Genomic DNA, 13,360 nt, shown 5'->3' on the forward strand with positions numbered 1-13,360 from the left:
AGTCTGAACAACATCGATCGAGATGAAAGTTTCACGATGAGGTGACGCCTCATGTGGAAAACTCCGGCTGCGGAACAGGCCGGCCCTGTCAGCACGCCAGGTCGGCTCGCCACCGCATCGGCAGGACGCCGTTTTCCCTGAAGCTGCCGAGGAAGCGGAAGCGCCTCGCGTGCGGATTGGGCCGGGCTTCGATGCTGTTTCCGAGGATCTGCACGACGTCGCTCTCGTCATAGGCCGGCCAGGGCGGCAGGCCCGATCCATTGGGGTCGCCTGATCGCGCGAAGTTCACCCAATAGCGCATCATGCTCCGCGCCAGCGCGCGGTCGGCCTCATCAGGCGGCGCAGCGCAGCCGATCACGCGCTGCGGCGTCAGTGTGCCGAAGACGAAGGGGATCTCGGTCACGTGCGAGGCGATCGGTGTGTAGGGCGAGGTGTGGACGAAGTGGTAGCCGTAGACCGGCGCGCGCGTGCGGCTGCGATGCAGACTCAGCGCCTGCCAGCACTGCTCGCCGATCACCATGTCGCCGGCGAGCGCGGCGGCGGACGCGTTGGCCTGCGCGTCGGTGTCGGCGGGATAGAGCTTGAGAAACTCCGCCAGCCGGTCCGTGCCGAACAGCGCTTCGGCCGCCGCGCGAAACGCCTGCGCCTCATGATGGGGAAGCGCTTGCGACATGAAGGGGAATTCTTCCGCGCCGTTCCAGCCCGCAAGCAGAGGGATGTGCATCTGCTCGCCGCGCAGAAAGCGGCGCGCGGGCGCGTTCGGCACCAGATGATGATCGATGCTGGGCGAGAACGCCTGCGTGACGTGATCGCGCGCAAAATTCCAGAGTGCGGCTGCATTCAACTGTTCGGCCGGCATGCTGCGCAGGGCTGCGATCGACGCACCGCCCTGCCGCCGCGCAAAGGCGAGGCCACGCGCGCGGGCTTCGTCATAGGTTTGCAGCGGCCCATGCCTGCCATCCCAGAACGCGCCGCTCTGGGCGATGGCCTTGTGGAACAGCCCGCGCGCGAGCGGCGATGCCATCAAGAGGCCGACGGCCATGGCGCCGGCGGATTCACCGAACAGGGTGACGTTGTCGGGGTCACCGCCGAACGCGGCGATATTGGCCTTCACCCAGCGCAGCGCCGCGAGCTGGTCCTGCAAGCCGTAATTGCCCGATGGCGCGTCCGCGTCGAGCTCGGGATGGGCGAGGAAGCCGAAGATGCCGAGGCGGTAATTGAAGCTGACCACGACGACGCCCTGCGCCGCCAGCAGGCGGCCGTCGGTGGCGGGATTGGCCGACGAGCCGAATTGAAAGCCGCCGCCGTGGATCCAGGCCATCACCGGACGCTTCTCGTCGGCGTGTTGCGCTGATGTCCACACATTGAGCGTGAGGCAATCCTCGGCGCGCGGTCCCGGGCGGGAGTCGTTTTCGAGCGAGGACAGACTTGCAGCGCCAAAGGCGAGCGCATCGCGCACCCCGCGCCACGGCTCTGGTGGCTGCGGCGCGCGCCAGCGCAGCGGGCCGACCGGAGGGGCGGCGTAGGGGATACCCTTGAATGCGAGCACGCCGGTCTCGTCGCGCGGCTGGCCGCGCACCTCGCCGGCTTGCGTGCGGATGGTTCGGCCCAGCCGGCCTATGTGTGAGCTTATCGAGCCATGCACGGTCGCTTCTCCCTGGGTGCGGCGAGCCCAAAAATATCGACTTTGCACTTGGATGAATTTGCATATAATCTCAACCGATAGCTAAAAACGGTCAATGATCAGGCAAAAGCTCCGCTATCCCTGGGTTGATCTGGATGTGGACGACCGGTCCGCGCCCGTCATTGCCGTGCGCGTCGATGCCGACGGGACGAAGGAGGAGGTGCCCGAGCACAGCCATCGCAAGGGACAGCTCGTCATGTCGCTTGGAGGCGGCGTGACGTGTCGCATTCCCAGCGGCTTGTGGATGGTGCCGCCGCATTGCGCGGTCTGGATTCCGAGCCGCATGCCGCACAGCAACCGCGCCACTGCGAATGCGCGGCTGTTCTTCGTCTATGTCGAGGCGGAGCTGGTCGATCTGCCGGATCGCTGCTGCACCATCTCGATCTCGCCGCTGCTGCGCGAATTGATCGTCGAGTTGTCCGACGGCACGCAGCATGACGAGGCGAGGCGGCAACGCCTGATCGGCGTGCTGCTCGGCGAGTTGCCGCGCATGCCCGTGCAGCAATTGCATCTGCCGCTGTCGCGCGAGCCGCGCTTGAAGCGTATTGCTGCAAGCCTTGCGGACAATCCCGCGGACCGCCGCACGCTGGCGCAATGGGCCGATCACGTCGCGCTCAGCGAAAGCAGCCTTGCACGTCTGATCGCGAAAGAGACCGGGCTGACCTTCGGGCGCTGGCGTCAGCAATTGCATCTGATCGTTGCGATCCGCGAGCTCGCATCGGGCGCCAGCGTGCAGCAGGTCTCCGCCGAACTCGGCTATGAATCGGTCACGGCCTTCATCACGATGTTCAGGAAGGCGCTGGGAAAACCGCCGGCCAGATATCTCGCCGGTATGGCCCAGGAGAAATAGCCGAACCTGACGGAACTCGCGTCGAACTGCTGCTTGCGTTTTCGGCCTCAATGGGTTCTAAGCCCGGCTGCTTCATGGCCACCGGCCTGAACCGACGCGCAGCCCACGTAGTTTTACCGCTTGCCGGACAAAGCTACACCACGGCTCGCGCGCACCCAATTCAGAGGAAGTCCAGACATGGCGAAGATGACCAAGACCCAATTGATTGATGCAATTGCGGAAGGCACGCAGCTTGCGAAGAACGACGTGAAGTCGGTCATCGAGTACATGGCGACGGTCGGTTACAAGGAGCTCAACGAGTCCGGCGAGTTCGTCATTCCCGGCTTCGTGAAGATGTCGGTGGTCAACAAGCCCGCGACCGAAGCCCGCATGGGCATCAATCCCTTCACCAAGGAGCCGATGCAGTTCGCGGCGAAGCCGGCGAGCAAGTCGGTGAAGGCCTCGCCGCTGAAGGTGGCCAAAGACGCCGTCTGATACGGCCCTGGCGCGCGGCCTGTGCGATCTCCCAAAAGAAAAACCCCGCGCTTGCGCACGGGGCTCTCTTGCCGACGGCGATGGGATTTCAGCGCCTCTCCGTCGGCGATGACTTTAACGTAAGGTTGAAAATCCAAAAAGCAACAGCGCCGCGGTGACGGAATATGTTCGTCCCCGCGGCGCCGCCGTATTGACTGGGCGCTGAAATCCCCCAGCTTCCATGGGTCTGCGGCGCGCCGAAAAGGTTCAACGCGACATGCACGGGAAATCCGGTGCGGGGGCTGGACTTTTTGTTCTCATTTTGTTCTAGTGAGTCATCCGCTTGGAGGTGACTCATGACGATCGAGAAACAACGCGAAGTGATCCGGCTCTGGAATCAACTCCGGAAGGTCGAGGGCCCGGCCGCAGAAGAGCTCCGCATCCAGATCCTGGAATGCTTTTCAGAGAAGGGCAACGCCAAGCGCGCCGCGGCTTGAGCGCCTTCGGCGCGCGACGGTGCAGGCGTTGCGGCGCGCCTTCCAGCGATGGCGCGACGTGATGGTCGCTTGCGGCATCCCGACACTCATTCGCACGCAAACGATTTGTTAAGACGTGCTGCGCGTTGATTTCGCCGATTCCGATTCGTTCTTTGCGAACGAAACGGAGGCAAAGCTGGAACACACGAAGGCAGGAGCGAACAAGCCGAGGGAGCCGAGCCGCGCAAGAGACTTAACGTTGGCCGTCGGAGACTTCGTCGTCGATGGACTCCCGAGGGCATGCGACGCCGCTGCTTGCGAGCGCCACGAAGCCGGCATAGCCGGACAGGTTTAGCAAGACTTCGAGCCAGGCGGGCATGACAAGCCTCTTCGCACGGAAAAGTAGCAACGCGCGCGAGAGATGCTTGTTCCCTTCGGAACAGGATCGCGCTCAAAGCGGCGAGGTGGGATCGAGCCGCCGGCCCAGCGCCGCAACCGATTCCGTCGAGGGCGAATCCTTGAGGAACTCGGCGATGGCGCGCGCGAGTTCGCCGTCACTCATTGGAGTGGGCGGCGGGCGCAACGCACCGACGCCGAAACTGCGGACGATCTCGTTGTAATGCTGGGCGTTCTTCTTGGGAACAAGCTTGCGGATGCGGGCCAGTAAAGCGGATATCGGCACTCTTTCCTCCTCGATCTCCGCCCCTTGGCAGCAATGCAAGCCCGCTGCCAATTTTGTCGCTCGAAAACTGAAAACCCCGCCAGCACCGCGGAGATGCTGACGGGGCTTCGCGCTGTCGCCTCGAGCCGGATGGCGGAGGTGACCGCACTTGCCAATCCAATCCGCGGTTCCGGGCTTTGTTCCTTCCGCGGCGAGATTCTTTCTGCGGCGCAGGTTCCAGGAGACGAGAACCATTGCGGAGGGGCTGCGTTGTCTCCGCAGGATGCGAAGGAGGAGATCATGAGGAAGACACTCGCAGTTCTGGCCACCGTCGCGGCCGTCGGCGCCACCGCTGTCGCGGCGCCCGCACCTGCGCAGGCGCGCGGGATCGGTCCGGGCTTGGCGTTCGGTCTCGCCGCCGGCGCGATCACGGCGGGCGCAGTCGCTGCGTCCCATCCGTACGGCTATTACGGTCCGGGCTACGGCTACTACGGCGGCCCGGCCTATTATGATTACGGACCTGGCCCGTACGCCTATTATGGTGGACCCTATTATCGGCACCACCATTACTATCGGCGCTGGTAACAGCCGACGAATCGAAAAGCCCGGAGCGATGCTCCGGGCATTTTTTCGTGCGCACGAATGTCGGTGCGGTGTCTTACGGCCAGAGCGACGGCCGTTCCACCTTGCGTGCGTTCTCGAGCGTCGAGACGAAGTACTCTTCGCGCTCGCGCTTGAATTTTTCCTGCGTGGCACGGAAGGCGGCGACACGCGCGGCGATCTCTTCACGTTCGCGGATTTTGCGTTGTTCGTCTTCGGTCATGTCAAATCCCCACTACACCTGAGTATTCTTGCTCTTCTGAACTCAAGCACTGCCGCCGCAATCACGTTGAGTCGCGTCAACACATGCATTGGCGCTTCTGATTGGGGCGTCAATGGGGAGGAGGCATTGCAGGATTGTGATATGCGAGGGGGGAAAAAATTGCCGCCCATTGTCGGATGCGACTTGCACGGCGGTGGATAAGAGCGTCAACAATCTTGTCGCTTGAATCTGGTGCAGCTGGCGCGACATTGAATCGGGGAGGCGGCGCGTGATTGCAAAGGACCTTCAGAGCGGCGTCGAACAACTCGGCGACATGATCGCAAGAGCCAAGATCATCGTGCCGTTCACCGGCGCCGGCATCTCGACCGAATGCGGTATCCCGGACTTCCGCTCACCGGGCGGAATTTGGACACGCAATCGCCCGATCGAGTTCGGCGAGTTCGTCGCCAGCCAGTCCGCGCGCGACGAATCCTGGCGCCGCCGTTTTGCAATGGAAGAGGTGTTCGCCGCAGCCAGGCCCGGCCGCGGCCATCGCGCACTGGCTTCGTTACATCGCGCCGGCAAGATCCCCGCGGTCATCACCCAGAACATCGACAATCTTCATCAGGTCTCCGGCTTCGCTCCCGAGCGGGTGATTGAACTTCATGGCAACACCACTTACGCGCGCTGCATCGGATGCGGGCAGGTCTATCAGCTCGACTGGGTGAAGCGCCGGTTCGACGCCGACGGTGCCGCGCCCAATTGCAGCGCATGCGACGAGCCGGTGAAAACCGCAACGATCTCATTCGGTCAGGCCATGCCGGAGGATGAAATGCAGCGCGCGACCGAGCTGTCACGGGCCTGCGATCTCTTCATCGCCATCGGTTCCTCGCTCGTGGTGTGGCCGGCGGCGGGCTTTCCGATGATGGCGAAGGAGGCCGGTGCGCGTTTGGTGATCATCAATCGCGAGCCGACCGAGCAGGACGAGATCGCCGATCTCGTCATCCGCCACGACATCGGCGAAACGCTCGGACCGTTTGTCGGCAATTGAGGCGTTAGTTTGATTCGCGGCTGTGCAAGCTGTTCATAGGTTCCGGCGAATCTCTTTTTTGTCTATGCGCCGCAACCCGGAGTGTTATCTTTTGAGTCGAAAGATTCGCGTCGCGTCGAAGTGAGAAGATTCTCTTAAGACGCGTGATTCGAGCGCCGCCAATGTGGCGGGTTGCATGGCATGTGTGGGGTCCGGGGTTATGGGGTCGTCGGACGGATTTGAGTCCAAGAAGCTGGGAGTTCCTGCGGCGGGCGAGCACGGCGCCGGTCGCGATAGCGCGCTCAGTCCGTTCACCGGGTTAGGTGAGGGCAGTGCCAACCTCGTCGAGGTTCATGGCGTCATCAAATGGTTTGATGCCTCAAAGGGCTACGGCTTCATCGTTCCCGACAATGGCTGGCCCGACGTTCTCCTGCACGTTACCGTGCTTAGGCGCGACGGCTTCCAGACTGCCTATGAGGGGGCCCGCATCGTCGTCGAGTGCATCCAGCGCGCCAAGGGCTATCAGGCCTTCCGCGTGGTCTCGATGGACGAGTCGACTGCGATCCATCCAGCGCAGATGCTGCCGCCGCGGACCCACGTCACGGTCACCGCGACCAGCGGGCTCGAGCGGGCCCAGGTCAAATGGTTCAATCGGCTGCGCGGCTTCGGCTTCCTGACATGCGGCGAGGGCACTCCCGACATCTTCGTGCACATGGAGACGCTGCGTCGCTTCGGCATGACCGAGCTGCGGCCGGGCCAATATGTGCTGGTCCGGTTCGGACCGGGCTCCAAGGGCATGATGGCGGCAGAGATCCATCCCGAGACCGGTTCGCCGGGCCTGCAGTCGCACTAGCGGCTTCAAATTATCGTATTCGTGAGCAGAAGCGCGCGACCGGGGTCGCGCGCTTCTGGCTTTTCGGACGGTGGCCGCGTAAGGATGTCGCAGTCCGAAGCCGTTAGGCCAGTCCTTGTCGTTCAGAATTTCCCTGCCGAGTTTCCCGCCCATGCACTTTGATCGAAAGGTCGCCTGGTCCCGCGCCCAGGGCTGGCTTGCCGCCGTTCTCGTTCTTGTCGGCTTGGCGGTCGCTGGCGCGCCTGCTCGCGCCGCCAGCTTCCAGCCGCTCGAGATCGTCACCAAGAACGGCGTACAGGTGTTCTCGGTGGAAATGGCGACCACGGAGGAGGAGAAGCAGACCGGGCTGATGTACCGGAAGGAATTGGCCGACGGCAAAGGCATGCTGTTCGACTTCAATCCCGAGCAGGAAGTGTCGATGTGGATGAAGAACACCTACGTCTCGCTCGACATGATCTTCATTCGCGCCGACGGCCGCATCCTGCGCATCGCGGAAAATACCGAGCCGCTCTCGACCAAGATCATCTCGTCACGGGGCCCCGCCCGGGCCGTGCTGGAGGTGGTGGCGGGAACTGCGCAGAAATACGGCATCCGTGTCGGCGATCGGGTCGGCCACCCGCTGTTCGGCAATAAATAGGTCCTGATGGTGCCGACTTGGCCGTCCCGGCTGGCGGCTGGACGCTTGCTGGCTCTTCTGGAAGCGTGTATCGACGGGGCTCGCCGGACATTCGGGGTATAGCGCAGCCTGGTAGCGCGGCAGTTTTGGGTACTGCAGGTCGTTGGTTCGAATCCAGCTGCCCCGACCACGCCGGGTCCGGCAGTGACAATCCGGAGCTTTCCAAACAAAGAAGCCGGCCGAGAGGGAAAGCCGGATCCGCTCAGCGCCGGCGGGCGTCCGAATAGGGCTCATGCGCAGCGGGATCGACGATGCGGTATGTACGGCCGTTGGTGTTGGGGTCGGAATTGTCCGAGGTGGAGAACACCAGGATTCGCCCCTCCTGCGGGCTGCTCCAGTAGCGATAGCGGCCAGAGCCGTTGTATGTGATCTCGCTGAGTTCGGTGTGGCCGGGCCCGAGGGGATGTCCATCCTCGAGGACGACAAGCGTCGCAGCACGCGGCGCGTCCGGACTGTCCGTCAGCGAGCCCGGCACCAGCGGGCGCGCGAGCCATGAATACAGCCCTTGATGCGGGAACGGGCGCTGCAGCAGCCCCTCATCCTGGACGACGGGTTGTCTCGCAAAATACAACGCAAACGGCACGTAGACCGCCAGTACGGCAGTGACCGCCAACACCCGAAACTTCACGATTTCTTCCCAGACCCCACACCCAGCGCCAGCATAATAGTTGCGCGGAGCGCGGGGATCAATCGCAGGTAAACCAATCGGGCGAGGACTTCGTCGCCGCAGTTAATGCAGCGATGCCCCTCGCGACGCGGGCGGCTTTGTCGGCCGGCTGCGCCCATCTCCAGGACACGATCCATGCTGCGACGATCGGCGTGAACTACCACTATTGATGTGATCGCGGCGGCCGGCGCGCCACGCCGGCCAGCGCAGACTTCAGAACAGAGCCCAATTCGCGAGGCGCCAGGCCAGCCAGCCCAGGGCGCAAATCCAACCCAACATCGCGATCGCCGCGATCCCGAGCCAGCAGATTGCAAACAGCGACGTCCGGGGCTGCTCCCCCTCGGACAATTTCTCGGTCGTCTCAACTTGGCTCACAGCGTCCCCTTGGCCAGCGGCCCGTTCTTCATTGGTCTCGCCTTGCTCGCGAAAATTCACCGGCCACGCTCCAGGTCACACGGACGTGAGACGGAATGACTGTCCATTCATGGCGCCCGGAAAGCGGAGGGAGCTGCGCGCGGACCATTTGGGCAGGCGGGAAAAACCTGCAACGCGCGGCGGAAGGATTGGTTGCCTCTCCGAAAGCGCAGATGCGCCTCGTCGCTTTTTTTGCTGCGTGCGGCGCCTGCTTCCCGCGCGTCCGCCGTTGAAGGGGAAGAAGAGGTCACGCCAACGTTGTGCCCTTAAGGTCCCTTCAGACGAGGTTTTCATGTCGATCAGTGCGATTGCATCTTCCACCGCCGCTGTAACGGCGACGCCGTCGAGCGCCGCGACATCGTCCTCGGCGACGTCCGCGACGTCATCAACATCATCGACCTCGTCGGCCGCGGCGACATCGTCAACCGCGTCGTCGCAATCGGCCGGCGGCAGCTCGGGGTCCGGCGGCGGTGCTTCCAAGTCCATCGTCAGCGAGGTCTCCACCACCATCAACGGGATCACGACGACGACGATCACCTATTCCGACGGGACCACCGAAGTGGAGACCTCCGCGGCCAGCTCGCAAGCCAGTCAGGGCAGCCAGGCGGGACAGACCTATAATGCGCAGGGGACTCTCAGCACCAACGGCGCGTCCGCGGCCAGCGGCTCCTGAACGGCTGCCCATCGCCGCGGTCCCGGATGAGGATGAAGCGGCGGCCCCGAGGCGGTCAAGCGCGACATCAAACCCCGACCGCCTGTCCTTTCGTCGCACGAGTCTTGCGCGATTCACCCAAGGATTCACGCGGGTTGACGGGCGCAGGATTACCAAAACTTCATCGAACCTTTGGGTGTCGCCATAGACACATGAGTGTTGGGGATTTCAGCGCCCAATGCCTAAACGGACGCCGCCAAGCGATGATACTCCGCTTGCGCGGCGTTGCGCCTTCTCCAATTTAGTTCGAGGCGTGCCAGCCCGCCGGAAACGGGATCAGCGGCCAGACCGGACAATTGTCGTTGGCAGCCTTTGTTCGCCAGTCCGGGATTGGCTTTGCATGGGGCGTCGGGGGCTGCGACGTCATCGCCAGACGCAAATAGGCACAGTGGAAATCCATAGACGTCAACCAGCGCTATGCGCTTCTCGAAATTCAGTCCGAGTTCGAAATCACCAGGCAAGCCTCGCAAAGCGGCATGCCAATTCTCAAATGCGCAAGCATCTTAGGAAATATAGGCAAGCCTTTCAACCGGCAACGCAGCTGCATGCCGGCGGGTAAGGTTGATCGGTTAGGTTAAGTGCGGGCTGTCGTTGCGGCCGTGTCGATGATTGCTATCAAAGCGTCCCGGCACGCGACGACGCCCTATCTGCGGCTCAGGCGAGATCACATTCGTCGCGGCGTTTCGTTTCGCGCGAGTTGTCCGTCATGGCTTTCGATCTCACCTCGAAAACTCTCCGTCAGCGGCCGAATTGGACCGGGATCTGGCACCTCTGGACCGTCATCGTGCCGCGCCGCTCGATCAACGGGCAGCTCGTCTACGGCAAGGTCTGGCGCCGTCACGACGGCCGCGACTGGATCTACAAGAAATTCACCGAATACGACGGCGAGGCGGCGGCCTGAGCCGGAGGTTTTGCCCTCAACCCGCGTGTCGCTCGCCCGCGGCTGCTCCCGGGGCCTGAATGCGTGGCAGCGGCAATTTGAAATGGCGCTTCGCGTAAGCGACGATTTCGTTGTCTGAGGGATGATCGGCTGCTTCCACCGCGGCAATCCGTTTGGCGACCTCGGGCGCATGAGCACGGATGTGGCTGGCGAGTTCCGTCTTCGCGCCTGCCGGACCGATGATGAGGATCTCGCCGGCATCGGTGATCGCCTTGGTCACCTCGGCATAGAAGGTCTTGTCGGGTGCGGCATGACCGCTGCCGATGGCATTGGCTTTGTGATGGAGATGCCGCGTCGCCAGCTGCGGGTGCAAGGTGACTTCATCGGAACCGCTCAGGCCGAGATGGAAGATCCGGGCCTGCGAATGATCGATCCAGACGACGGCGTGAAAATGAGAGGGCATGTGCTTGGGCCTTGTCCGAGAGGAGACCGCCGACATCGCGGCGGCGTGTGTCCGACAGACACTAGGCCCACCGGCATCGCCCCCGGTTGACGCAGGTCAAACCGATCCCGGACAAGCCTGGCTTCGACGCTCGCTCGGAACAGCGGGCGTTTCAGGCCGCCTTGGCCGCGGGGCTCGCTGCAGGCTTCGCCGGCGGCGGCTTCAGCGGCTTGTCCTGCCGCTTCGACCAGGAGATGTAATAGGCGACCGTCGTCATGATCGCGATGCCCGCGATGGAGACGAAGAGCTGCGCAAACAGCGAGCCCGAGCTCATCGACAGCTCGAAATGGCCGACGAAGGACAGGAACACGCCGACGCAGAACACGGCGAGCGATTGCTGGCCGCAAACGATCACCGGATCGAAGATCTTCCACTCGAGGCCCGGCCAGTCCTTCGGCACGAAGCGGATCACCAGGATCACGATCACGACGAAATGGATGAAACGGTAGGGCGCGAGGTTGGTCTTGTCGTTCGGATTGAACGTCGAGAACAGCCATTCCGGGAACATGCCGCCGAGGGTGGGGAAGCGGCCGGCCATGGTCATGACCAGTGCGAAGAGGAGATAGCCGAGGCAGAGCCACAGCGTCACGGGCGCATTGATCAGCGTCATCGAGCGGCGCGCACCGCCCATCGCGCACCAGGCGCCGAACACGAACAGCACCTGCCAGCAATAGGGGTTGAAGTACCATTGGCCGGCCGGATAGGCGGTCAGGTTCAGGCTGAAATGACGCGCTGTCAGCCAGAGAATGATGGAGAGCACCATCGTCAGATCGGGCTTGCGCAGCATGAACCACAGCACCGGCGGAAACAGGCCCATCAGCACGATGTAGAGCGGCAGCACGTCGAGATTGAGCGGCTTGAAGCGCAGGAACAGGCCCTGGCGCAGCGTCTCCGTGGCGTTGTCGACGAGACCGGCGACGTTGAACTCGTTGATCATCTCGGAATCGCCGAAGCGCAGCGCCAGATAGCTGATCGAGGCGATGTAGATCACGAACAGGATGATGTGGGCGACGTAGAGCTGCCAGACCCGCTTGGTGAGGCGGGTGGCGCCGACGATGAAGCCGCGCTCCAGCATCATGCGCGCATAGACGAACGATGCCGTATAGCCCGAGATGAAGACGAACAGGTCGGCGGCGTCGGAAAAGCCGTAGTTGCGTGTCGTGATCCAATTCACGATGTTGTCGGGGATGTGATCGAGAAAGATCGCCCAATTGGCGATGCCGCGGAACAGGTCGAGCCTGAGGTCACGACCCTTTTCGGGCAGCGTGGCGTTGATGTTCAGAAAGGCCATGCGACGGAAGCTCTCGAAGGGGACGGATGTGCTGGTGTCGGCGAGGCAAATGTTGGCAAGGCAGATTTTGGCAAGGCAAATTTTGGCAAGGCAAATTTTGGCAAGGCTTGGCCGCCGGGCGGGATTCCCGGGCGGACGGCGGGTACGCAATTGTCACAGTGCAGCATAATGACTATACCCGTCGGTGAGGGACCCCGGAGGGCCGGAATCACCGATCAGTTCCCCAAAGGTGTCTCTATACTATGCCGACGGTTTCCACCAATCGCTACCGTGACGCATTAAAATCGAACGAAAGACCAAGAGGCCGGACCCGCCAATGACCGCACGCATTTTCAAGCCCGCCAAGAACGCGATGCAATCCGGCCGGTTCAAGACCAAGGAATGGCAGCTCGATTACGAGCCGGAGCAGCCGCGTGCCGTCGAGCCGCTGATGGGCTGGACCTCGTCCGGCGACATGAAGCAGCAGATCACGCTGCGCTTCCACACCAAGGAGGAGGCGGTCGCCTATTGCGAGCGCAAGGGCATCGCCTACCAGGTGATCGAGCCCAAGGAATCGGCGCATCGGCAGATCGCCTACGCCGACAATTTCTCCTTCCGCCGCGGCGAGCCCTGGACGCACTGAGGGTCCCCCTTCGGCAGTCCCGCTGAACAGCCCCTTGGCACTCCTTGTCCCACGTGCTTCGCTGCCTCGCATGACACGACCATGACGAGGACAGGGGATGGCCGGGCGTGACCAGCTCGACGGCGTCGATCTGAAGATAATCTCCGAACTGCAGCAGGACAGACGGGTTCGCAACAACGAGCTGGCGCTGCGCGTCGGCGTGTCCGCACCGAACTGCCTGCGGCGGCTCAAATCACTGTTCAGTCGCGGCGTGATCCGCGCGGTGCGCGCCGTCATCGACGAGCGGCTGCTCGGCTACGAGGTTGTGTCGTTCGTCTCGATCCAGCTCGGCAGCCAGGCGCAGCCGGTGCTGGAGGCGTTCGAGATGGCGATATCGGCGATCCCGCGGATCCAGCAGTGCTGGCGAATTTCGGGCGACACCGACTATCTGCTCAAATGCGTCGCGCCGAGCGTCGAGAGCATGCGCCGGCAGCTTTTGCATTTCGCGGCCATGCCGAACGTAAAGAACGTCCGCAGCTTTCCGGTGCTGGGCGTTGCGAAAGACGTGCCGCTGCCCGTGCCTGACGTCGTGGCTGCAGCATCTGCAGGTTAGGGATTTCGCGCTTCACGACAGGAATTATACAGCTTCGTGGCATTATATAGCTTACTAGATCACATAACAAAGACATGTGATTTGCGAAGTGCTGCAATGCGCTGGGCCGTGATTGTCGGCTCATGGGCGCGGCCTACATCCGAGGTGTGAACCCTCAGCCTGCGTCGCATGCCGAGGATTGTTTTGTGGGACTCC

General features: G+C 62.8%; 19 protein-coding genes and 1 tRNA gene. 11 read left to right on the forward strand and 9 right to left on the reverse strand.

The window, feature by feature from the left end:
• Positions 1-88: 88 nt before the first annotated feature.
• Positions 89-1,645 carry a carboxylesterase/lipase family protein gene (locus X265_RS18665; RefSeq protein WP_128966137.1) on the reverse strand — a complete coding sequence of 519 codons (1,557 nt, stop codon included), beginning with the start codon at positions 1,643-1,645 and terminating at the stop codon, positions 89-91.
• A 97-nt stretch (positions 1,646-1,742) separates the two neighbouring features.
• Here X265_RS18665 and X265_RS18670 point away from each other — a divergent pair, with 97 nt between their 5' ends.
• From X265_RS18670 to X265_RS40580, 3 genes are all read left to right on the forward strand, one after another.
• The gene (locus X265_RS18670) at positions 1,743-2,534 is read left to right on the forward strand and encodes an AraC family transcriptional regulator (RefSeq protein WP_128969328.1); all 792 of its coding nucleotides are present in this window, start codon (positions 1,743-1,745) and stop codon (positions 2,532-2,534) included.
• Between the two features lie 177 nt (positions 2,535-2,711).
• A complete protein-coding gene (locus X265_RS18675) occupies positions 2,712-3,008 on the forward strand; it encodes an HU family DNA-binding protein (protein WP_057754729.1) in 297 nt (98 codons plus the stop codon).
• 335 nt (positions 3,009-3,343) lie between these two features.
• Complete coding sequence (locus X265_RS40580; protein WP_164938668.1) at positions 3,344-3,484, forward strand: hypothetical protein; 141 nt, start codon at positions 3,344-3,346, stop codon at positions 3,482-3,484.
• A gap of 232 nt (positions 3,485-3,716) precedes the next feature.
• Here the strand turns inward: X265_RS40580 and X265_RS41970 are convergent, their stop codons facing one another.
• Both X265_RS41970 and X265_RS41435 read right to left on the reverse strand, forming a co-directional pair.
• Entirely contained in the window at positions 3,717-3,842 is a 126-nt protein-coding gene (locus X265_RS41970) for a hypothetical protein (protein WP_283814992.1), read from the reverse strand.
• Between the two features lie 72 nt (positions 3,843-3,914).
• Complete coding sequence (locus X265_RS41435; RefSeq protein ID WP_244659332.1) at positions 3,915-4,379, reverse strand: hypothetical protein; 465 nt, start codon at positions 4,377-4,379, stop codon at positions 3,915-3,917.
• A gap of 45 nt (positions 4,380-4,424) precedes the next feature.
• On the opposite strand from X265_RS41435, the gene X265_RS18685 reads away from it, so the two are divergent.
• Positions 4,425-4,709 carry a hypothetical protein gene (locus X265_RS18685; RefSeq protein ID WP_128966138.1) on the forward strand — a complete coding sequence of 95 codons (285 nt, stop codon included), beginning with the start codon at positions 4,425-4,427 and terminating at the stop codon, positions 4,707-4,709.
• A gap of 73 nt (positions 4,710-4,782) precedes the next feature.
• Here X265_RS18685 and X265_RS40585 read toward each other — a convergent pair whose 3' ends face one another.
• Positions 4,783-4,947: a hypothetical protein gene (locus X265_RS40585; protein WP_164933808.1), complete on the reverse strand. Its 165-nt coding sequence runs from the start codon at positions 4,945-4,947 to the stop codon at positions 4,783-4,785.
• 268 nt (positions 4,948-5,215) lie between these two features.
• On the opposite strand from X265_RS40585, the gene X265_RS18690 reads away from it, so the two are divergent.
• The 4 genes from X265_RS18690 (at position 5,216) to X265_RS18705 (ending at position 7,615) form a co-directional block, all read left to right on the forward strand.
• Positions 5,216-5,977 (forward strand): SIR2 family NAD-dependent protein deacylase, encoded by a 762-nt coding sequence (locus X265_RS18690; protein ID WP_164938669.1) that lies wholly within the window; start codon positions 5,216-5,218, stop codon positions 5,975-5,977.
• 199 nt (positions 5,978-6,176) lie between these two features.
• A complete protein-coding gene (locus tag X265_RS18695) occupies positions 6,177-6,809 on the forward strand; it encodes a cold-shock protein (RefSeq protein WP_164938670.1) in 633 nt (210 codons plus the stop codon).
• 151 nt (positions 6,810-6,960) lie between these two features.
• Positions 6,961-7,446: a DUF192 domain-containing protein gene (locus tag X265_RS18700; protein ID WP_128966139.1), complete on the forward strand. Its 486-nt coding sequence runs from the start codon at positions 6,961-6,963 to the stop codon at positions 7,444-7,446.
• Positions 7,447-7,538: 92 nt separating this feature from the next.
• Positions 7,539-7,615: transfer RNA gene (locus X265_RS18705), tRNA-Pro, on the forward strand.
• 72 nt (positions 7,616-7,687) lie between these two features.
• Here the strand turns inward: X265_RS18705 and X265_RS18710 are convergent.
• The 3 genes from X265_RS18710 to X265_RS40590 form a co-directional block, all read right to left on the reverse strand.
• Positions 7,688-8,113 carry a hypothetical protein gene (locus X265_RS18710; protein ID WP_128966140.1) on the reverse strand — a complete coding sequence of 142 codons (426 nt, stop codon included), beginning with the start codon at positions 8,111-8,113 and terminating at the stop codon, positions 7,688-7,690.
• Positions 8,114-8,365: 252 nt separating this feature from the next.
• A complete protein-coding gene (locus X265_RS18715; protein WP_128966141.1) occupies positions 8,366-8,587 on the reverse strand; it encodes an RNA-binding protein in 222 nt (73 codons plus the stop codon).
• Positions 8,588-8,602: 15 nt separating this feature from the next.
• The gene (locus tag X265_RS40590) at positions 8,603-9,103 is read right to left on the reverse strand and encodes a hypothetical protein (RefSeq protein WP_164938671.1); all 501 of its coding nucleotides are present in this window, start codon (positions 9,101-9,103) and stop codon (positions 8,603-8,605) included.
• A gap of 881 nt (positions 9,104-9,984) precedes the next feature.
• Here X265_RS40590 and X265_RS18725 point away from each other — a divergent pair.
• The gene (locus tag X265_RS18725) at positions 9,985-10,179 is read left to right on the forward strand and encodes a hypothetical protein (protein WP_128966143.1); all 195 of its coding nucleotides are present in this window, start codon (positions 9,985-9,987) and stop codon (positions 10,177-10,179) included.
• A gap of 16 nt (positions 10,180-10,195) precedes the next feature.
• Here X265_RS18725 and X265_RS18730 read toward each other — a convergent pair whose 3' ends face one another.
• Entirely contained in the window at positions 10,196-10,621 is a 426-nt protein-coding gene (locus X265_RS18730; protein WP_164938672.1) for a translational machinery protein, read from the reverse strand.
• Between the two features lie 151 nt (positions 10,622-10,772).
• Entirely contained in the window at positions 10,773-11,951 is a 1,179-nt protein-coding gene (locus X265_RS18735; protein WP_128966145.1) for an OpgC domain-containing protein, read from the reverse strand.
• A gap of 316 nt (positions 11,952-12,267) precedes the next feature.
• Here X265_RS18735 and X265_RS18740 point away from each other — a divergent pair, with 316 nt between their 5' ends.
• Together X265_RS18740 and X265_RS18745 are read left to right on the forward strand one after the other, a co-directional pair.
• The gene (locus tag X265_RS18740; protein ID WP_128966146.1) at positions 12,268-12,573 is read left to right on the forward strand and encodes an ETC complex I subunit; all 306 of its coding nucleotides are present in this window, start codon (positions 12,268-12,270) and stop codon (positions 12,571-12,573) included.
• 97 nt (positions 12,574-12,670) lie between these two features.
• Positions 12,671-13,165 carry an Lrp/AsnC family transcriptional regulator gene (locus tag X265_RS18745; RefSeq protein ID WP_128966147.1) on the forward strand — a complete coding sequence of 165 codons (495 nt, stop codon included), beginning with the start codon at positions 12,671-12,673 and terminating at the stop codon, positions 13,163-13,165.
• Positions 13,166-13,360: the final 195 nt, after the last annotated feature.

Source organism: Bradyrhizobium guangdongense, assembly GCF_004114975.1.
Taxonomy (GTDB): Bacteria; Pseudomonadota; Alphaproteobacteria; order Rhizobiales; family Xanthobacteraceae; genus Bradyrhizobium; species Bradyrhizobium guangdongense.